16 protein-coding genes and 3 pseudogenes are annotated in these 20,129 nt (G+C 45.6%); 9 read left to right on the forward strand and 10 right to left on the reverse strand.

Going from position 1 to position 20,129, the window contains the following annotated elements; translation table 11 throughout:
• The first annotated feature begins 8 nt into the window (after positions 1-8).
• From bchH to J2Z18_RS24225, 4 genes are all read left to right on the forward strand, one after another.
• Entirely contained in the window at positions 9-3,707 is a 3,699-nt protein-coding gene (gene bchH / locus J2Z18_RS24215; RefSeq protein WP_210095474.1) for a magnesium chelatase subunit H, read from the forward strand.
• 66 nt (positions 3,708-3,773) lie between these two features.
• Entirely contained in the window at positions 3,774-4,667 is an 894-nt protein-coding gene (locus J2Z18_RS24220; protein ID WP_210095475.1) for a class I SAM-dependent methyltransferase, read from the forward strand.
• A 178-nt stretch (positions 4,668-4,845) separates the two neighbouring features.
• Entirely contained in the window at positions 4,846-5,028 is a 183-nt protein-coding gene (locus J2Z18_RS30940; protein WP_312889672.1) for a metal ABC transporter permease, read from the forward strand.
• 135 nt (positions 5,029-5,163) lie between these two features.
• Complete coding sequence (locus J2Z18_RS24225) at positions 5,164-6,078, forward strand: NAD(P)/FAD-dependent oxidoreductase (RefSeq protein WP_210095476.1); 915 nt, start codon at positions 5,164-5,166, stop codon at positions 6,076-6,078.
• 635 nt (positions 6,079-6,713) lie between these two features.
• Here the strand turns inward: J2Z18_RS24225 and J2Z18_RS24230 are convergent.
• Together J2Z18_RS24230 and J2Z18_RS24235 are read right to left on the reverse strand one after the other, a co-directional pair.
• On the reverse strand, positions 6,714-6,926 hold the full coding sequence (locus tag J2Z18_RS24230; protein ID WP_210095477.1) for a hypothetical protein: 213 nt from the start codon (positions 6,924-6,926) through the stop codon (positions 6,714-6,716).
• A 30-nt stretch (positions 6,927-6,956) separates the two neighbouring features.
• Complete coding sequence (locus J2Z18_RS24235; RefSeq protein WP_210095478.1) at positions 6,957-7,667, reverse strand: GAP family protein; 711 nt, start codon at positions 7,665-7,667, stop codon at positions 6,957-6,959.
• A gap of 88 nt (positions 7,668-7,755) precedes the next feature.
• On the opposite strand from J2Z18_RS24235, the gene J2Z18_RS24240 reads away from it, so the two are divergent.
• Entirely contained in the window at positions 7,756-8,349 is a 594-nt protein-coding gene (locus tag J2Z18_RS24240; protein ID WP_210095479.1) for a TetR/AcrR family transcriptional regulator, read from the forward strand.
• Between the two features lie 265 nt (positions 8,350-8,614).
• On the opposite strand, the gene J2Z18_RS24245 is transcribed toward J2Z18_RS24240, so the two are convergent.
• Positions 8,615-9,562: a helix-turn-helix transcriptional regulator gene (locus tag J2Z18_RS24245; RefSeq protein WP_210095480.1), complete on the reverse strand. Its 948-nt coding sequence runs from the start codon at positions 9,560-9,562 to the stop codon at positions 8,615-8,617.
• 110 nt (positions 9,563-9,672) lie between these two features.
• Here J2Z18_RS24245 and J2Z18_RS24250 point away from each other — a divergent pair, with 110 nt between their 5' ends.
• The gene (locus J2Z18_RS24250; RefSeq protein WP_210095481.1) at positions 9,673-10,119 is read left to right on the forward strand and encodes a VOC family protein; all 447 of its coding nucleotides are present in this window, start codon (positions 9,673-9,675) and stop codon (positions 10,117-10,119) included.
• Between the two features lie 92 nt (positions 10,120-10,211).
• Here the strand turns inward: J2Z18_RS24250 and J2Z18_RS30630 are convergent.
• A pseudogene (locus J2Z18_RS30630) lies at positions 10,212-10,532 on the reverse strand (transposase); the annotation flags it as partial.
• Positions 10,533-10,832: 300 nt separating this feature from the next.
• Between J2Z18_RS30630 and J2Z18_RS24260 the strand changes: the two are divergent.
• The 3 genes and pseudogenes from J2Z18_RS24260 (at position 10,833) to J2Z18_RS31070 (ending at position 13,676) form a co-directional block, all read left to right on the forward strand.
• Positions 10,833-12,188, forward strand: a pseudogene (locus J2Z18_RS24260) (ISNCY family transposase).
• A 220-nt stretch (positions 12,189-12,408) separates the two neighbouring features.
• Positions 12,409-13,268: pseudogene (locus tag J2Z18_RS30945) on the forward strand (transposase); the annotation flags it as partial.
• Positions 13,257-13,676 carry a VanZ family protein gene (locus J2Z18_RS31070; RefSeq protein ID WP_356710800.1) on the forward strand — a complete coding sequence of 140 codons (420 nt, stop codon included), beginning with the start codon at positions 13,257-13,259 and terminating at the stop codon, positions 13,674-13,676. The pseudogene J2Z18_RS30945 and the gene J2Z18_RS31070, both read left to right, overlap by 12 nt.
• Before the next feature lie 351 nt (positions 13,677-14,027).
• Here the strand turns inward: J2Z18_RS31070 and J2Z18_RS24270 are convergent, their stop codons facing one another.
• From J2Z18_RS24270 to J2Z18_RS24295, 6 genes are all read right to left on the reverse strand, one after another.
• Positions 14,028-14,276, reverse strand: coding sequence for a hypothetical protein (locus tag J2Z18_RS24270; RefSeq protein ID WP_210095482.1), 249 nt, complete (start codon positions 14,274-14,276; stop codon positions 14,028-14,030).
• A 23-nt stretch (positions 14,277-14,299) separates the two neighbouring features.
• Positions 14,300-15,055 (reverse strand): DUF6431 domain-containing protein, encoded by a 756-nt coding sequence (locus J2Z18_RS24275; protein ID WP_210095483.1) that lies wholly within the window; start codon positions 15,053-15,055, stop codon positions 14,300-14,302.
• A gap of 1,093 nt (positions 15,056-16,148) precedes the next feature.
• Positions 16,149-16,367: a hypothetical protein gene (locus J2Z18_RS24280; protein ID WP_007130946.1), complete on the reverse strand. Its 219-nt coding sequence runs from the start codon at positions 16,365-16,367 to the stop codon at positions 16,149-16,151.
• 7 nt (positions 16,368-16,374) lie between these two features.
• The gene (locus tag J2Z18_RS24285; RefSeq protein ID WP_055109516.1) at positions 16,375-17,466 is read right to left on the reverse strand and encodes a GerAB/ArcD/ProY family transporter; all 1,092 of its coding nucleotides are present in this window, start codon (positions 17,464-17,466) and stop codon (positions 16,375-16,377) included.
• The gene (locus J2Z18_RS24290) at positions 17,463-18,647 is read right to left on the reverse strand and encodes a Ger(x)C family spore germination protein (protein WP_055109518.1); all 1,185 of its coding nucleotides are present in this window, start codon (positions 18,645-18,647) and stop codon (positions 17,463-17,465) included. The genes J2Z18_RS24285 and J2Z18_RS24290 overlap by 4 nt, the downstream gene beginning before the upstream one ends.
• The gene (locus J2Z18_RS24295) at positions 18,644-20,128 is read right to left on the reverse strand and encodes a spore germination protein (RefSeq protein WP_210095484.1); all 1,485 of its coding nucleotides are present in this window, start codon (positions 20,126-20,128) and stop codon (positions 18,644-18,646) included. Before J2Z18_RS24295 ends, J2Z18_RS24290 begins: the two co-directional genes overlap by 4 nt.
• Between the last annotated feature and the right edge of the window lies 1 nt (position 20,129).

Genomic DNA, 20,129 nt, shown 5'->3' on the forward strand with positions numbered 1-20,129 from the left:
ATGGCGCGTTGAAGCTATCCATACTCACAAACGGGGAAACGACGTTGTCGCATTTGTCTGAAGCATATCAATTGCTTGATCAAAATCAGAAAAATCAGCTGCATCTGACCATCATCGATTTAGGGAATCGGAAGATCGACGAGCTTGAGGACGTGGAAGCCACGCTTGTTGGAGCTGACCTTGTCATCTTCGATGCACATGGCGTCCGCCAGGACGTTGTCGAATGGTTGAGTAGCCTGCTAAGCAAAGGGACGGCTCATATCGTTCCGCTTGGCGGCAACTCCGCTGAGATCGCTTCGCTGCTCAGGCTAGGCAGTCTGACCTTTGCAAATTTGCCTAGACAAGAAGGGCATACACATGCGGCAACGTCCTTGCCGCTAGAAGGAATGGATGAGGGTAAGGCGGATTATGAACACTACGTTCGATTTACCGAATATTGGCGGGGCGGAGGTACTGACAATTTGCTCGGCCTGCTTTGTCTGGCAGGCCGTGAATACGGCGGCTGCCATCTGTTGCCGGAGCCTAAGGAGCCGGTATATGTTCGGGAGTTAACGATTATGGAGCCGAGCAGTCGCACGGTTTACTCGTCTGCAGCCAGCTACCGGCAAAGCAATCGCTACGACGAAGGTCGGCCGAATGTCGCGATTTTATATCTTGGGAATAGCAATCCGCTCGATACCGCAGAATGTATTGCGCAGCTTAAGGAACAATTGGAGGCTTTCGTGAACGTCATGCCGATCGCGTTTCCTTCAGTGATGAACATTCCGCTCGACCGTCTGCGCGAGTTGCTACTTGGCGACGGTCACCAAGTCGACCTTATCGTGAACCTGCTGCCTTTCCGACTTGGGATTGGTCCCGGCGGAGGAAATCAGGACGGGGCTGTGCAGATGCTGGAACAGCTCGATGTGCCGATGCTGCATCCGCTATTGTTGAACAGTAGAACGGAACAAGAATGGAGACAGTCTGCGAGTGGACTTGAGCCTTCGTTGCTACTCGTTCAGGTCATGCTTCCGGAGCTTGACGGGAGCGTGGAGATGTTTCCGATAGCGGCACTGCAGGAAGAAGGAGAAGACGCCGAGCTAAACGTTCCGCTAAAGCGACTTGCACTTATCCCTGAACGGACAAAACGCTTGACAGATCGCATCCGCCGCTGGCTTGCCCTGCGGAGCAAGCCCAATGCAGAGAAGAAGCTGGCGCTCATTGGCTACAATTATCCGCCAGGCGAAGGAACGGTGTTCGGCGGTTCCTTCTTGGATACATTCGAATCGATAGCACGTTTATTGAGCTGGCTGAAGCAGCAAGGATATCATACCGAGGAACTGTCAGCGGCGGAGCTGCGTGCCAGATTTATAGAGGGCGGTCTAGTCAATTCCGCAAAATGGTCTGATCCTCAAGCTTCGAGTCAGTTGATCCGTTATGCGGATCCCCATTTCACACAGAAGCTATCCGGTCGTTCATGGGGAGAAGAAGCGATAAGCCGCTGGGGTCAGCCGCCTGGTGACATCATGACGGACAACGGCTCCTTTCTCATACCCGGTCTAATGATCGGCCAAGTGTTTATCGGCCTGCAACCTTCACGCGGTATCCATGAGGATCCAGAGAAGTCACTGCACGATCGTTCGTTACTACCTACGCATCAATATACTGCGTTTTATCAATGGATTCGTGAACAGTTTCAAGCGGATGCCATCGTCCATATCGGGACACACGGCACCTTAGAGTTTCAGCGGGGGAAAGAGGCCGCTCTGTCTGGGGACTGTGTACCGGATGACTTACTCGGGGATTTGCCAAATTTGTACTACTATTACGTAGGGAATCCGTCCGAAGCGATGATCGCCAAGCGGCGCAGCCATGCCGTATTGATCGGCTATCAGGCGCCGGCTTTTACTGAAGCTGAGCTGTATGGCGAATGGCGTGAGCTTGAAGCCTTGCTGCACGAATATCGTGAAGCGAAGCAGCTCGCGCCGGAACGATGTGAGGCGATTCTACAAGAGCTGCAGGCGGTAGCGAAGTCGCTTGACTTCTCCGCGGAGACCGTAGAACACATGGAGGAGGAGCTCTATCGCATGCAGCGTTCGCTCATCCCTAGTGGACTGCATGTGCTTGGCGACAGCTATTCTCCTGAAGTCGCTTTGAACCATATGCAATTCGTGCTTCGCCACGAGCGGGGAAATATTCGCTCAATTCGCGGACTGCTCGCTGAACGTCAAGGCGTTCGGGCGGATGCGCTAACTTCGGGCAAGCATGTGAGCTTGCTGCGCCAGCTCGATGAGGAAGCGAATGCGTTAGTGACCGCTTATGTGTCAAACAAGGCAATCCCGGACATGTATAAGAGTGAACATCCAGATTGGCTTAAGCAGTTGGAAGCTTCGCTCGAGTACGGTTACGAAGCTTACCTAAGATCATTGCAAAATGAGGAAGCAGAAGGGCTGATGCGGGCGTTGGAAGGCCGGTACGTTCCAGCTAAGCTCGCTGGTGACGTGCTGCGAACACCTGAAATATTGCCGACCGGACGCAATCTGTACCAATTCGATCCCCGCTTAGTGCCCAGCCGTACAGCTGCTGAACGGGGGGCGATTGTCGCCGAAAACTCCATACAGCAATATCGCGAGCAGCACGGGGACTACCCGCACACGACGGCGGTCATCCTCTGGGGGATTGAGACGTCGCGCACACAAGGGGAAACCATTGGGCAAATCCTGCATTATATGGGGGTTCGCATTGGCGGGGGAGTCGGAACGTTCCGTACAGAATATGAAGTGATCCCGCTTGCGGAATTAGGCCGACCGCGCTTGAACGTCATGGTGCATATTACTGGGGTTTTTCGCGATTTGTTTCCGAATTTGCTGGAAGAATTACATGACCTATTCCGCAAGGTTTCGGAGCTGGATGAACCTGATGAGCTCAATTGGTTCAAGGCTCATACACGAAGCATGGAGGAGGAGCTGCTTGCTGCTGGATATGAGGCAAGTCAAGCGCATGACTTAGCTTGCGCCCGCATCTTCGGCCCGGCAGAAGGAGAGTATGGCACGACGGTGACGCGGATGATCGAGACGAAGCTATGGAACGAGGAGTCTGAGCTCGGAGCGGCATACACGGACAGCCAGCAGCATGTATACAGCGCACTAGCGCGAGGACAGGCGGAGCCGGAATTGTACCGGTCACATATGCTGGAGGTGGATATTGTGTCGCAAATTCGCAGCAGTCATGAATGGGAAGTAACGGATTCTGACCACTATTATGAGTATTTTGGCGGCTTGGCAAAGTCTGTGGAAGTGATGAAAGGTCGTAAAGCAGACATTCATATTACGGATACGACAGGGGAGCAAATCAAGACAGAATCTGCTGAACATGCGATTGCACGCGGAGTAAGGACTCGCTTAACTAACCCGAAATGGATCAACGATCTCTTGAAGCATCCTTATCATGGCGCAAAAGTAATGGCCAGCCGATTCGAGTATGTACTGGGACTTGCAGCCACGACTGGAAAAGTAGAACCTTGGGTATTCGATCGTCTGCATGACGTCTATGTGGCTGATGAAGAGCTTGGTCAGAAGCTACAGGACAACAACCGCTGGGCTTACCATGCGATGATCGAAACATTGCTGGAAAGCGAGCAGCGAGGGTACTGGACACCGGATGAACAAGTTCTGAATCAGCTGCGGCAAAAATACCTTGAGCTTGAAGGAGAGTTAGAAGGGGAATGAGAACAGCTTGAGGCTTAAGCTGAAATCCATTTACATTTTACATTAAGAAATGAGGTGTTAAGCTAGATGATCGAAATGTTACGCAACGAAGCTGCTTGGGAAAAAGCTTGGAAGGACGACCAAACGACAGGTGTAAACTTGATGAAATCAGCAGGGATCGAGCCGAGATTCACTTTTGGCGCCATCGCGGCACAAAACTACAATGAGCAATCGTTCAACGATGAAGGAAGAAGACGGTCAGCACGTATTATCGGCTGGTTGGAAAATCAAGGCGTAAATTTTAATGGCGCCTCTGTCCTCGACATCGGAGCGGCCTCTGGAATATTTTCTATTCCCTTTGCGCAAAGAGGAGCAGATGTGACCGCCGTTGAGCCGTCGCTTCCGTTCACAGAACTATTGGAGCACAACAATCAAAAATGGGCCGACGGTAAGGTAAAGATCGTGCGCGCAGCCTTTGAAGATATGGATACGAAGACATTAGGCTGGAACCAAGCTTTTGATTTTGTCTTTGTGTCAATGTGCCCAGCGATCACAGACTGGGAGATGGTGGAGAAAGTGATCAGCTGCGCTCGAAAATTTTGTTATATCAGCTTGGCAGCAGGTCCTAAAGAACACAGCCTCACCCTTGAAATATTACCGCTGTTAAACCATTCATACAACAAGCATCAAAACTCCGAGATGATGTATTTGCTACAGCTGCTTTATCTAAAAGGGTACGCCTTTCATTCACTCGTCACAAAAGAAATGAAAGCCAGGGTTGTGTCTCGTGCGGAAGCCATTCAAGAGGTTTTACATTGGCTTAACTTTTACAATTATCCAGTAGATGAGAATACGCAGGCCATCATTGAAGATTATCTGGATCAAACTTATCCTGGAAAAACGATCCCAATCAAACAAGGAGGGCGCTTCGGCAAAGTGCTCATTCAGTTAGAAGAGCAAAGCATGTTTAATTATTCATGAGGATGAATCAACCAAAGCGCCTACATCCGATGAGTTCCCGCATAAGGGACGCGTTGTACGAAACAATGGCGGTTCCGGAAGAGCGGGAATTTTTGATCCAGATGGGCATGATATTCAGGCGGATGAAGAAAGAGGCGTGTACTTTGATTGTGTTTGCCTTTGAAAAACAACACTTATCATATTAAATGGAATGGTCATTGCGCTTGTTGGCATGTTAAGTGGTTTAGTCGCTTCTTATGAATTGGGTACACCACCCGGCGCTTCAATCACATTAATTTTAATGTTGATTTTTTCAGTCATAACACTTGCAAAGTACATGTTAGATTACTTGAAATTGGATAGACTATTTAATAAAAGTTAAGTCTAGAATGAAATATGCAGAAAATGACAAATCGAGTTTACGCCGTAGATTTGCCATTTAGAAATAAGCCCATGCATCATACTGAGTAATCACTTCACCTATGGAAAGTTAAACTAAAGTGGAAGGGAGTTAATCATGAAGGAAGTTGATGTTGTTATTATTGGAGGAGGTCCTGCAGGTTTAAGTGCTGGACTTGTGCTAGGACGTGCTAGAAAGAAGACATTGATTATTGATGAGGGCCAACCGCGTAATGCAGTGACTAGAGAGGCTCATGGTTTTTTAACACGTGATGGCATTAGCCCACATGACTTTCGAAATATTGCTAAAGAACAGCTTCGCACTTATCCATCGGTTTCACATCTGGAAGATATCGTCAAGTTGATAGAAGGGGAAGATGGACAATTTTTGTTGGAAACTGTTTCGGGGGTGAAGATAGCCACTAGAAAACTGCTGTTTGCTATCGGAATGAAGGATCGTGATCTTGGTATACCAGGGTTGGCGGAGGTCTATGGTAAGAGTGCGTTTGTATGCCCGTATTGTGATGGCTGGGAACTAAGGGATCAGCAATTAGTTGTCATAAACAGAGGAGCGACATTAATGCATTTTGTCCCATTGCTTTCTGGGTGGTCGAAGCAGTTAGTAGTTTGTACAAATGGTCTCGATGAATTGAGTGAAGCGGAACGTGAAGAATTGCGCGCACATAATATCCCGGTATTTAATGCACCAATACATTCAATCCAATCAAATCAAGGCATGGTAAGCCATATCAAGCTTGAGGATGGGACGGAAATTTCGTGCACAGGGATTTTCTTCAAGCCGGAATTGGAACTTGGATCGGATTTGCCAGTTGCCCTTGGTTGCCGGATGTTGGATACTGGAATCATTGAAGTCGATGAGTTTGGAAAAACTAGTGTACCTGGTGTTTATGCAGCAGGGGATGCAACTACACACTTACACCAATCTATTATTGCAGCTGCTTCAGGTGCTGTATCCGCAGCTGCAATAAACGGGGAATTAAATCAAGAAGAATGGCGGAAGAGCAACGTTTGATTGAAATATTTTTATAAGGAGCCATTCCTGTATGCTGGGTCTTGGAATGTGTACTGGGGCCGGTACGCCAGTCCCAGCTTCAGATGGCAGCATAAAACCAGATTCGAACTTCATTCATTTGCCAACGAAAAAGTAGGTTTTATACAACGACAACGGAAGCACGGAGCAGCCGCAAGGAATTATTCCATAAGGGCAACGACCCAGTCAAGGAGCAAGAAGCGGCGTCCACCCCTTGAGAGGCAGGACGAAGCAATGTGAGGGCTAAGACCCAGTGTGACATGGGAGGGTAAGCCTTCAAGGGAATGGTGTGGATATCCAAGGTGCGGACATACCATCGTTATCCATAGATTGGAAATTGAGTTCCAAGCTTTATTCCCGCAACCGGCTCGGCCAGAAAAACATGTCATACCAACATAATATCGCCATCTCTCAAAAAAGTCGAAGTTGAAAACCTAAGAAATCGTGAGCAAATGAAAGAAAACATTAATTTATAGTGGGAGGACATTAAACTGTTAGAGGGGGTTCCCATAATAATTCAATGATAGCTAACCGGTTAGGTTTCGCTAATGCCTTAAGGGATGTTACATCCATGTTGTGGTGATTCAATAACTATGAGGTCTTGAAGAGATAATAGGCTAGTCATCTTTACCTTTTATTTTTAGAGAACCCACACCAATAATTGCTCCCAATATCACTAAAATTATACTGGCAATAATTTCATATCCTTGCAATGCCTCGATGTAATTGACGAGAAACCAACTCGGTCCCCCGCCTGCCAATCGGTTAATGATACCTCCAACTCCTTGAATCAATAGAAGCAGACTTGCACCGCTTGCAATCTCTTTCATAACGCTACATCTCCTTTTTAATAAAGAATATCAAGTTAGAATTCCCCTGATTCCAATATTGAACAAAATCGCTCCAATAACTGCTGCTCCGACTAATACAGAAGACAACGGAGCTTTTACTATTTTTGTTCGCAGTTGTTCAAGCTTATTCATTATCCAATTTTTATATAGTATAAACACGATCAAGAGTAAAATTGAAGGAAGCACCATAATCACGTTATAGCCAATTAAAATGATTATGGACAAACCCGTGTTAAACGCTAAACCATCCATTAATAATATCGAGTAAAAATACGGTAAAGCTGTGGTAAACTCAATCGCAAATACAATAATTCCGAGTATGATCATCGCTCTTATAGACACTTGCGCAGGTAACCATTCCAAAAATCGGGATTCCATTTTTTTCTTAGGCTTATAAAAGCTGATCAGTACAAGGATGGCGCCAAGTATCGTATAAAACCAGCTTGAAATTTGACTGCGGGACATGCTTTCTATAAAACCAATTATCTGCCCAACTCCCAGGTAAACCAAGATACCCATCATAAAATAGCAAAATTGTGTGGATATTAAAAAAAACATCAAACGCGATGCCAATTTTCCTCTTTGTATTAGAAGGATATAAGCTGTGATGGCCAATACCCCGGGGCTTAAAATGTCAATGAAAGCACAGAGCACAATAATGAGGAGTGCTGTTGTGAAATCTATGTTGGTAGGAATTAATGATTCAATGATTTCAAGCACCTCAACATCCTCCTTATTTATTTATTTCGCACACTGTGATAAAATGATAATAACACAGTGTGCGAAATAAAAGCAAGAGGTGATTTAAGTGCCAAAAATCGTTGATCATGATCATAAAAGGAAGATCATTGCTGAAACGGCTTGGAAAATTATCGAAACGGAAGGCATTGAACGAGCATCTATTCGCAGAATCGCATCTGAGGCTGGAATGTCTACCGGAGCACTAAGACATTATTTCTCAAACCAAGATGAATTACTCTTATTTATCATGGAATATTTTCTTGCTCGCGGTAGAGAACGATCGGAAAATATATCCTGGTCAACAAACCCTCTTAATGCGGTACGCGAAACGTTGTTAGAATTAGTTCCGGTGAATCAGGATAAACAAACTGAAACGGGCGTTTGGTTAGTTTTCGCCATCCGCTCACTTACTAGTGCGGCTTTGAACGCAAAAAAAGATGAACTCACTGAAGGAGAATATATTTTAATGGAAGCACTGCTTGAAATATTAATAAAAGCAGGCTATATAAACAAAACTATAAATATTGAAATTGAAACGTTAAGACTTGCCGTCATCATTGAAGGCTTATCCATTCATGCTCTTTTAAGACCGGATATATTCACAATTGAAAAAACGGAACAAATTATTACACACCACTTAAATGAACTTTGCAATAAATAATATTGCTCTCATTTATTAAAACATGAATTAAATATAAGAGGTGTGCCACTTTTTCAGTAAGCACACCATCTTGACCATTCTGAACTTTCTTTTTTACTTTAACATATTGTTGAATTCTTCTTCATCAATTAAATTCAAATTCTCATAGCGCTCAACAAAAAACGGCATCTCTGCTGTTTCGTTAGTTGTATGTATGGTGGAACCAAGTGGGATCGAACTCCTGACCTCTACACTGCCAGCGAAGCCTCTCCTACTATAATCGGTTTCACTGTCCCAAAACAAATTTGTAATGACTTAACAGTTTCTCTATTCGTTCCTTGATCAGTTCACGTAAAGATTCAGGTTTCACAGATATAACTTGATTACCAAATTTCATGAAAAAATCGGCGATGAACGCTTCTTCTCCTGGATTATAAAACCCCCTGATAACGGTTCTATTACCGCTGTCAATTTTCATAGAAGGGTAATGTTCTTTATAAAAAATATCTTGTGCATCTTCTTCAATTTCTACCTCAAAGTCAATACTGAACTCGGAACGATAAAGTTCTAGCGAACGATTCAGTAGATCATCAATCGTAAAAGGAGATTTCGTACTTTCTTCCACCATATCAGTAACTCGATCACATCGGAATACTCTATATTGATTCGTTGTAAGATCAATCCCCGACGCATACCATTGACCAAACTTGGCGGAAATTTTGAAAAATTGAACAAGGTAACATTTTTCCTCGTTGTTTATGGAATATTGAATCGTGCAATTGCTCTCGTTTAGAATGCTTTGCAAGATTTTATCCAAAAATCGACTTTCATGATGATGCTGGTTCATTTCAAATTGCAGCACCCTCTTCATGATTTCAATTTGTTCGATTTGCTTTGGAGAAAGACAACTTTCAAACTTTTCATTGAGTTGATCGACGCTTAAATGAAATGGTGTAGATTCATAAGATTTTAGTGTCAACATAGCAAAGTATAACGCATACAATTCATCCATCGTAAACATGATTGGGGATAGCAGGCGATTTTTTAGGATTCTGTAACGTCCATATCTACCATATTCCACAAAAATCGGCATTCCCAATTGCTCTAAAGATTTAATATCCCGTAGTGCTGTACTTTTTGAAATCTGATATTTCTCCATAAGATCATGCAAATGAAAGAAGTCTCTGCCATTAAGGTATCGGATCATGTCATTTAATCGTTCTGATTTATTCATTATTGATAAACCTCTTTTAAGGTGTCATATTTTGATACCTTAAAATGTTACAATCAAATCAGTTATATATCAAGTTGTTAGTACAAATTAACGAAAAGGAGATCATGACTATGAGTACAACACTGGAAGCAGCAATATTCTTATCCATGAACGGAAGAGCGAAAGAAGCTATCGAATTTTATAAGCGCCATTTTCATGCCCAAGAATTGCTACTAGTAACCTACGAAGACATGGCAAAACGTGACAGTTCATTTCAACTTACTGATGAAAATAAGCATTGGATTACTCACTCTGTTTTAACCATCGGTAAAACAAAGATAATGATCGCGGAAGACACAATGGACATCAGTGAAATGTATACGGTTGGAAATAATACGTCCATTTGTATTCAGAGTGCTGATTTAAAAGAAATTGAGAAGTTTTACAAGAGCTTGACCATGGATGAACGTGTAAGGATAATTGTCCCTTTATCCAGCAATATATTTAGCAAAGCATATGGGATCATTGAAGACCCTTTCGGTATTCAAATTCAACTGATGTATGACAATCGATTGTAATAAAGTGGTTCGTAGAGCCGGGATCGAACCCTCAAGGTTCGCCCCTTCAAGCGATCCGCCAAACACAAAAAAGCACGCCATTACTTGGCGTGTCAGATTGAAGACAAACTCCCGAACGACATGCATCGCATCGGGAGTTTGTCGTTGAATGAAATAAATGTGGAGCTAAACCTCGGGTTATTATCGAAAGGTCGACCTGACTTCCATAGCCAGGTCGCCAGTTTTTTCAGATTCATGGCTACAAACGTAAGCATCGCCTGCATGGTAACCTTCTCCAAGCCTCTCAAGGTCGTCCATCGCATGCCATGCTTTTCTTTCATGTCTGCAAACACACGCTCAATCGTTTCTTTTCGCTGTGCATAAATTTCTCGACTGCCTTCCGTGTGGCGCAAATGATCCACTTCCTCCAAATAGTGCACCTAGATGTGGCGGCGGCTGACCCGCTTGGTACAATCTCTGCTTTCCAATCAGAAAAAAATTGAGCAGGACATTATTCCGTTGATAGCGCCTTTTTTCGCTGAACTAGGCATGTTGAATGTTGCTCACTGTTAATTAGTTACCCCTGAAAAAATCAGGGTTTTGATCAAAAATAAAAGGAATTCACTGCCTCAAAATGGAATTAGTTATTGTCCAGATAACCATCCAAAGGGGGGCCGAATTCCTATGCTTATGAATTCTTCATTGCCCCTCAAAATCCTTTTGAGGTGAGAAAAATGTTGAAACTTCGTGAAGAACAAATCACATTGTGGGATTCCATCATCTCTGAGAGCGTATGGTCGTTGCCTGAAGAACTGGCTAAAATAGATGCCTTGCTGGATGATGAACGTTTCATGCAGCCTTTTCTAGAGAAGCATCACACCCGAAGGGGCCGTCCGACCAAAGCGATTGAAACCTTCCTGCGTCTCATGTATCTGAAGCGCCGCTACAATTTCGGTTACGAATCCCTCGTGCAGGAAGTAGGCGACAGTCTGACGTGGCGGCGATTTTGCCGCATACCCATTGACGAAAAGATGCCTGATCCGACGACCTTGATCAAAGCGCGCCAGCGCTATGGCGAAGAATGGGTCGAACAACTCAATGAGCTTTTGCTTCAAAAACTGGATGAAGCGAAGGTGCTCAAACACCGGAAGCTGCGGACGGATACCACCGTAGTCGAATCGGATGTACATCATCCGACCGATGCGACCTTGCTGCAGGATGGCGTAAAGGTCATCACTCGCCTGGTAGGCAAGATCCGGAAAGTGGCGTCCGAAGCGACCCGGAACTTCGAGGATAAAAACAGTGAAGTGAAGCAACACATCCTTTCGATCGCCAAGTTGCTGCGCCGGCGCACGCAACAGTCATGGGACGAGCTCAATGCCATAACGGAGCAAGTCGTTGCGATGACGGAAGACGTATGTCAGAAATCAACAGCTGTTATGAATCTTACAAAGGATAAAGGTAAGGCGTCCGTCAAGGCGATGAAAGAGAAGTTAGGTGAAGCTATTACCTTGACCCAAAAGCTCGTCGATCAGGCCAAGCAAGTGGTATCCGGAAACCGCATTATTCCAGATCGGATCGTCAGCTTCTTTGATCCTGAAGCACGCCCGATCAAAAAAGGGAAGCTATCCAAGAGCGCGGAATTCGGATACAAAGCGCGAATCGATGAAACCGAAAATGGGTTTGTAACCGGCTATGAGTTATACAAAGGTAACCCCTCGGACGACGAAATGCTCGTTCCCGCCGTGGTACAACATAAAGAACGATTTGGCTCGGTGCCCCGTGCTGTGGCAACCGACCGCGGCTTCGGCAGCAAGAAAAATGAATCGACCCTTGCAGAACTGGGTGTAACACGAATCAGCACCCCATTCTGAGGGAAGAAGAGCAAGAAACGTGCGGAACTTGAGAAACAGTTATGGTATAAAGATTTGCAACGCTTCCGCGCTGCAGGTGAAGCCAAAATCATTTTACTGAAACGCAGGTACGGTTTAAACCGCAGCCGGTACAGGGGCTTTGTTGGCTCAAAAACCTGGATCGGCTTGGGAATTTGGGTTCATAACCTCAGAAAAGCCGCTCAGATGATCAAATAAGGCAAAGAAATGGAATACAAAGGAAATATGTCCACCTGAAAATTTCAAGGAGAGTAGAGCGAACTCTAAATTCGAATTTTTCAGGGGTAACTAATTAGAAACGAAAAGTAATCCTGAATTTCGAACGTACAGCTCCGTGGAAACGTGAAAAGGGATCCAAATCTTTGGTAGAATGGTGTTTGACTGAAACACATCACCCAAAGAGAGGAGCACCTTTTAGGTGAAGTCTACCACACCCGTCAGCAAGATCAAGACTGAATTTTCCTTGGAGAATGCCACCAGCTTCGGAGGCATCAAAATCTTTCTGGAATACCTTGAGAAAATAAAGCTCTCCGAAGCGTTACGTGACATCTCTTGCGGCAAAGGACGAAATTCTCTCTTTCCGATTTACCGCATTCTGCTTTATCTCATCGTGGGTTGGATGCTCGGCTGCGAGCGGCTCTTTCATTTTCGCAAACTATAGCGCGACTAGCTTCTGAAGCGATTTCTTGGCGGGCGATGCCCACACCATACCTTGCTGTACAAAGAACTGATTCGATTGAGAACATCTTGTCCTAACTTGCGGTTCGAACTGCGAACGCTCAATCAGACCGTCATTCGGCCCTGCCTGCCGTCTAAACTTGTCCTTGATCTGGATTCGACGGCGGAAACCGTATACGGCGATCAAGTCGGCGCAGAGAAAGGAAAGAACCCGCACAAGCCCGGCCGCAAAAGCTACCACCCGCTACTGACATTTGAGGGGCAGTCTCGCCTGTGCCTGAATGACTTCCTCCGATCTGGGAACACGCATGCCTCTACGGATGCTGCTTCATTCTTAGACAACACGTTCGAGCTCCTTGGCGGACGTTCGGTGAAATATGCCCGATTCGACAAGGGCTTCGGCGGCGAGGAGTTCTATAGCCTGTGGGAAGGCAAGAACATCGGCTACGTCGGCAAGCTGAAAAGGACGCAGCGCCTTGCGGCGCAGGTGCAGCCTGCCGGTACTGGAAACGATTTGTCGATGAAGACTGGATTATCGAAGGGATAACGCTCATTTACAAAGCGACATCCTGGAAAAAGCCCCGCCGCGTGGCGATCATTGTAGTAAAACCTATTGGTTTTATTGATAGAATACAATCCATACTTGAAAATAGGAGTATCGGGATCTGGAACTACAATGTAGATCCTTTTCGAAGTATCTCAAGTTATTTCCGTTTTAAAACGACTCCATTTGCCTTCATAAATATTTTGGGTAATATTGTTACGTTCTGTCCATTAGGATTCTTAATCCCTACTATTTTTACAAAGTACAGGAAACTTTCTAAGACTTTGTTGATTTGTTTAATCAGTATAATTGGGATCGAGAGTTTCCAATTTGTCACAATGTTAGGTTATTTTGATGTTGATGATATCATTTTGAATATGACAGGTTGTTTAATTGGATATTTTGTTTATAGTGGGTTTAGAATATTAGCCAGGAAAATAGCTAAACCTGAATTTCGAAAGTAACAACTCTATGAATACGTGAAAAGGGCTCAAAATCTTAGATAATGGTGCTGGATGCTGAACACATCACATAGAGTGCGATTACTTGACTTTCATAGAAAAAGGGGTTAAATAACTCAACTGGATATAAGGACCTGCAATCAGGTATTAAACTTTTATAGCCGTCAGCAAGTCTGACCGCTAATCCGCGTAGATTTTTGCCCTGGAAACTTTGCTTCCACCGGGTTAGCATCTAGGTAAAAGAAACAGTACGCGAGCTAGAGAACTGATCTTAGTACGCATTATTTCATGAATAAAAATTGTAAATAGACTGTTGTACGGTCTTTTTTCGTTTATAGCGATTTGAATTCAGATTTAGAAGTCTGTTTTCCTATTACAAGCGTTTATTATACGCACATGGAGTTTACTCAATAAAGAAAATAAGAAATGCTGATGATCTTGCAGCATAAGGTTATCGGCATTTCCCGACGGTGTTTCATACTCGTGGCTTACAATTTCGCGCATGAGTGCCATTTGCTCTCCGGGATCCAATTTGCGGCTAACCAGGGGCGCAATCAAGCCGTAACGGAAGTTAGCCTCTTGCTGCCTTGCTTGCTCATCCATGCAAAATCTCCTCTCCCTGTGGTCTATGAGAGTATCCCATAGACGCTAGAAACCAGGGAGGGCGCATATTTTGTGGGATCGGGAGGGCAACTTGCCGTCCAGGCGATTTTTAAAGCGATTTTGGAGGCGACTTTCGCTTGCCGTGCTCCTTGGCGGCGGATGCTGAAGGAATTTATAAGCGTGATGCTGCATGCAGGTAACCCTGCATTTAGAAAAGTCCAATAGCCCCGTCTAGATGCGCCAGCGGGGATGAATCGGGATAACAGTTTGTTCAGCCAATCCAGTGTGTCCATTGGCGTTGGATTCATCATGGTGGGGTAAAGGCGGAGCATATCTTCGTCTACTCCCCCGGCAATGAATTGCCCGGCAACCCAAAGTGCCGCATTTGCTGCGCGGTGCAAATGCCTTGCCCACCAGCGTTTCAACGTACGGAAGCTGTAACGTACGCTAGATGTTGTCGTGCTTTCTGCGATCTGCCGCCAAGAGAATCCCTTGCGCTTGCGCTTCAATGCCGCTTCTCGCACCCAAGTCGCATACCGGGCCCATGGAATCAGAAATTCCGGAAGAAGGGAAATCGTCTTATTACAAGCAGGACAGTACCAGCGGTAGATGGGGATCAGGATGACTTCGTGTTTCGTCACAACGCCTCGCCAATAACGACCGTGTTTATGGAGAAGCCGGCCGCAATCGTCACAGCAGATTTGGACGTCAGGAGATTGATTCTCGAAAGTGCGTAAATAAGCCTTGCAAGAAAGGCCGAAATAAAGTACTTTTGACATGATGAAGTGAATGCTCCCGGGGATCCTCTCCAAAGGTTCGGGAGCATTTTCCTATTTAATCGACAATAGCCTAATCCCCCGTCAATGTACAGAAGGGATTAGGCTATTGTCGGCTGTTTATTCGGTTTGGCTCCGCCAAACCGAATGGCGAATCCATGGTTTTTTTCCGCCAAATAATCAGGCGGCGAACAGCATATCATGATTTCAAACGTTTTTAATAATAGACAAACATGATATTGCTTTAGCAACTTTTCTGAAAGCTATGAAATAAAAAGAGGGAGGGAAGGGGGGCGAAATAACAAGAAAAAATGCCCGATGAAAAGAAGTTTTGAGCTGTGTTATTAAGGGAAGAAGAAAATTGAAAGGAGTATATCCGGGTTTGCTAAAGGACCTAAACCTAAGGTAAAGTATCCGGAATCACCAGTAAAATGAAAGAGCATAAGCTTACGCGTCCTTTTTGTCTCAAGAAGCATGCAAAATTGCAGTCTCTAGTTAGGTATCCTATCATGCCGCATATCTACTACGAGACCAGTTTGCCGCATAACCCTTGAACCAAGTAAAAAGGCCGTCGTTTCCGACGACCTCCCCCTGATATTTGATCATTGCTTGGTCTCCGATAAATTTAACCTATGATAATCTTCTGATGCCCAAGTTTACCACATATATTTATTTTTTATAAACATATTATACGAGGAGATACTGATATAAAAAAAACGGTAATTGGTATTCTAATAGTCTGTTTTGTTTATTTTTCAATGCACCAAGATTTTGAAAATAGTTTAATGCTTGGTTATTTAATTATGATTATAGTGACTTCACTTCTTGCTTTCCTCCGACAGAAGTATTATTTGATAGGGAAATCTATGAAATGGTTATTCCGCACGAGATCAACCCGTTCAAAATCAGTACCCTAGAATCTGGCTACAAGGCTGGTATGAAGGAACGGTTTATTATAAGCATTAATTTTGCCGCTAGTAATCATTCGTTTTCAGTCATCCTTCATATCTCCTGTTAAGGTTCTGTCACAAGGATTGGCGGATCATAGTGGTACTAAACTGGGAAGAACCCGCAAAACAATTCATTCATTCTACGTTTATATCATCGTCGTTGAAATGGATTTTAACATTTCAATCATTCTTTCAATAAAAATCGTAATGATAAAAGGACGATGATTCACGATACAAATCCATAATCCGTATCCAATAACAGATACAGCCCCAAAAACTGCTGCATCCCGATAAAGTCTCTTTCGAAGCAATCCCAACATCGGTAAACCTATCAAAGGCGCCAGCAGGATGTGAAGCATCAACATGTTCAATTCATCCTCCTTTTCGCTTCTCGAACGTGCGTTTGACCCATGTTGTCACTAGCAACAAAAAGGGGATCAGTAGAACAAAGAAACTGTCATATATGAATGTATATTTTTCATCCCATTCCTCGTTTTGGATCGGGTTTTCATAGATGGACAAGGCGGTCGCCGACAACAAAATCGTCAAACCCAGAAAATGAGGCCACCGGGTTTTTGGACGAAATACTTGACGCAGCGTTTCGGAAGCTCCGTAAACGAGTACCAACAGCTTGATAAAAATCAGAATCAGTAAAATAACGGAGATAATGGAATGGATGTTGACGATCACCTCTCCGATGGAAATTTCCTGCACGGTCGTATACACTGGAAAGGTAAGTTGTGACGCCCTCTCCACTCCTAATAAACCGATAATCATAAACAAGGTCATGCTAAGAGAAAGGGAAGCGGTCATCAACCCAAGCAAAAAGGGGCGTGTTGCCCCCTGTTTGACCAGCGGAAAAAGCATCGTGAGCGCTATGGCTTCCATATAGGGAAAGCCCAAAAAGGAATGGTATTGCAAAATGGCACCCAGGCCGGAATGGAAAGCTGGCTGAAGTCTTCCCCAATCCCAGTTCACCATTGCCAGCAACAGAACAAACCAGAACGGGAAGAACAAAAACGGAGTGATGATTTGATTTAATCGTCCGATGGCTTCCGTCCCCTGAGCGACCGTGTAAAAGGCGACAAGCAAAAACATGACGTGAAAAACGGTTTTCGGCGTCTCCGGCATGATGGTTCCATTTAAAAAATCGCTTAAATTTCGAAGAGCCCATCCAGCCAAAATACAGAAATAAAGAAAATACAAGACGGAGACAAGCGTTCCCAGAGAACGTCCCCAAGCTTCCAGCGGGATTTGCACCAGACTTTTGCCCGGGTAGTATCGGAAAAGAAAAGTCCAGAACAGACCGACGAGTATGCCAAAACTTCCTGCCCACAAGGGCATGAGCCAGGCATCCTGTCCCGCCTGTACGACTAGCCGCCCGATCAGCACGAAAAGGGTGGTTCCGAGGATATAATTGATTGTCAGCAGATAAAACTGGAATCGGGAAATCATTGGCTTCATCCTGTTCCTCCATAAGGTTGACTCATGCTTCCCGTTCGGAGCAGCCGGGTATTTGCACGAATCTCAATTTGTACATTTTTCGCCGCTTGGTCGATATCCGGATGATTTGGCGTTTGTTTGCGCAACAAGTCGTTGATGCTTAACAGATCCCAGCCACGCTCCCTTATCATTTGATAGAAAGCAAGCGACTCGTCTGCTATGATCTGATTCAGTCTGTTTTCAAGTCTCTCCACCTCGTTCCGAGACTTCGGGACGGACTCGATTGTATAGGCAGTGGAAAGTTCGAGGTCCATGCGGATCCGAACGACAGGTTGGTCGGATTTCCAGAAGACCTCACGTTTTATGCGAACCAGTCTCAATTCCACGGATACCTGTTTTCCTTCCACCTGAAACTGTCGCACGTGGCGACCTCGATCGCCATTTAGCAAATGGTACCAGACCAGCTGCGTATCATTCAGTTTGCCCGCCATGCGATAATCACGGAAAACCGCCCCGCCTCGGATGATAAAGTTGTTTTGATTGGCGTCGATATCCGCCGACCTTTCCCCGCTGTTGGAAGAAGGTGCCTCTGTCATTCCGGTGATCAACGGTAATACGATCGTATCTGACTTTTCCATCCGTTCAATGACATCACTGACCTTGATCTGTTTTCCCACTAGGAGCGAATTCCGGATCAGCAGGTCGAGCCTGGAATCGATCGTGTCAGACGGCACCCGCTCCAGGGGAGTTAATGTTCTCATGACCTGAGATATCGATCCGTCGACAATCAGCATCGGGACCGACGAACGGCCATTAGGTTGCATTTCGATAAAGTTGACAATATCGCGTATGTTTTGTTTGGCCACCCGTCGAGAAACGAGCAGCACCTTGCAGTGGGCCATAAATAACTTGCGCGGCAACATTTTGTAAATCGTAGATTTGATTTCTCCAAAAGAGGATCCACTGATTTCGTAAGTGTATACAGGGGCTTGTTCGCCTCCCGACGTACCTTTGGCGGAAGTGCCGCTGAGCGGGTTGATGATCTGGTAATATACGGTTATTTTTCCACTCTCAGGATCTCTGTCCACCCCCATCATACTGACCAGCGCCAGTTCGTTCATTTCCGTTCTGTCCCAGCAAGCCGTAAGCAGGGCGGTAAACATCATCAGGATGAACAGACCCGCTGCATACCGGTTGGTCATGTTTGATCCTCCAGATTACTTTTTCTCTTCATATTCCGAATATATCCGGGCAGACCGTTCGGATTCAGCCAGGGCCGGGGCAGCCGCACCAACACATCTTTCCAATCGGTTCCTATGTACGGGGAAGCGGGAGTGAAGTAAGGAACGCCAAAGGACTTAAGCGACACCAGATGGGCAACCAGAAACAGGGCACCGCATAAAATGCCGAAAAGGCCCATAAAGCCGGCCAACAGCACGAACGAAAAACGAAGCAGGCGTTGTGACATGCCAAAGCTGTAAACCGGAACGACAAAATTGGTGATGCCGGTTATGGCTACAACAATGACAATCGCGACGGAAATGAGACCGGCTTCCACCGCCGCCTGCCCCAGTACAATCGCCCCCACGATCGAAAGCGCCTGTCCGACCGCTCGCGGCATACGCAGCCCCGCTTCCCGGATAATTTCAAACACGACTTCCATTAACAACACTTCGAAGATGGCGGGGAAGGGAACCCCTTCCCGCTGGGCGGACAAACTGATCAGGAGTTGGGTCGGGATCAGTTCCTGGTGGAACGTCGTGGCCGCGACATACAAGGAAGGGACGAACACGGCCGTAAAAAAGGAAATCAACCGAATCCAGCGAATAAACGTGGCGATGTCCGCCCGCTGATAATAATCTTCAGGAGAACTGAAAAACTCGAAAAACGTCATGGGGGCAAGCAGGACGTTGGGCGTTCCGTCCACCATTACGGCCACTTTACCATCCAGCAACTGGGCAGCTACCATATCTGGGCGCTCGGTGTTGGTAAGCGTCGGAAAAGGAGACCAAATCCGGTCCTGGATGAATTCCTCCACATAAGCGCTTTCCAGCACACTGTCCGTCCGGATGGCTGACAATCTGCCGCGCACTTCCCGGACCAGCGATTCCGGGGCGAGGTTCTCCATGTACACCATAAGCAAAGTCGTCCCGGTTTGATTGCCGATGTTCATTTTATCAAACCGGAGGAATGGGTTGCGGATTCTTTTGCGGACAAGCCCCACATTGGTCAGAATGCTTTCCGTAAAGCCTTCGTGCGGCCCGCGAATGGTCGATTCCGACTTCGGTTCTTCAATGGAGCGTTGTTTGGATTCGGTCACATTGATAAGACAAACGCGCTCCCTTGCAAAATCGGTTAGTGCGCAATGGCCTGTAAGGAGAGCTTTTACGGCATGTTCCCGCAACTGTTCATATGGATCGGAAAAGGAAAATTCGCGCAAAAAACCGCTTTCGGCGGAAAGAGGCGCTTCCCCTTCGGAAAACGTATTTTCCGTGAACGATTTCAAAATGTATTCGTCAATCGTTTTTTTATCGACCATCGATTCCAGATACAGGCACTGCATGGTTTGTTCCCCTTGGGCAAACAAGGATCGGCAGACCAAGTCTGGAGGGAACCCGAGGGCTGATTGAATGTCTCCGAAAAAATCATTCTTGATCGATTGATTTTGCTTTTTTCTTGCCATC

This window comes from Paenibacillus lactis (assembly GCF_017873605.1).
GTDB classification, from domain to species: domain Bacteria; phylum Bacillota; class Bacilli; order Paenibacillales; family Paenibacillaceae; genus Paenibacillus_AQ; species Paenibacillus_AQ lactis.

Coding starts and splice junctions, on each gene's coding strand:
- J2Z18_RS24285 (WP_055109516.1), bottom strand. CDS start 17,466: ATGAAGCCAATGATTTCCCGATTCCAGTTTTATCTGCTGACAATCAAT.
- J2Z18_RS24270 (WP_210095482.1), bottom strand. CDS start 14,276: ATGGATGAGCAAGCAAGGCAGCAAGAGGCTAACTTCCGTTACGGCTTG.
- J2Z18_RS24245 (WP_210095480.1), bottom strand. CDS start 9,562: ATGAATAAATCAGAACGATTAAATGACATGATCCGATACCTTAATGGC.
- J2Z18_RS24295 (WP_210095484.1), bottom strand. CDS start 20,128: ATGGCAAGAAAAAAGCAAAATCAATCGATCAAGAATGATTTTTTCGGA.
- J2Z18_RS24250 (WP_210095481.1), top strand. CDS start 9,673: ATGAGTACAACACTGGAAGCAGCAATATTCTTATCCATGAACGGAAGA.
- J2Z18_RS24290 (WP_055109518.1), bottom strand. CDS start 18,647: ATGACCAACCGGTATGCAGCGGGTCTGTTCATCCTGATGATGTTTACC.
- J2Z18_RS24220 (WP_210095475.1), top strand. CDS start 3,774: ATGATCGAAATGTTACGCAACGAAGCTGCTTGGGAAAAAGCTTGGAAG.
- J2Z18_RS24280 (WP_007130946.1), bottom strand. CDS start 16,367: ATGTTGATGCTTCACATCCTGCTGGCGCCTTTGATAGGTTTACCGATG.
- J2Z18_RS24275 (WP_210095483.1), bottom strand. CDS start 15,055: ATGTCAAAAGTACTTTATTTCGGCCTTTCTTGCAAGGCTTATTTACGC.
- J2Z18_RS24230 (WP_210095477.1), bottom strand. CDS start 6,926: ATGAAAGAGATTGCAAGCGGTGCAAGTCTGCTTCTATTGATTCAAGGA.
- J2Z18_RS24225 (WP_210095476.1), top strand. CDS start 5,164: ATGAAGGAAGTTGATGTTGTTATTATTGGAGGAGGTCCTGCAGGTTTA.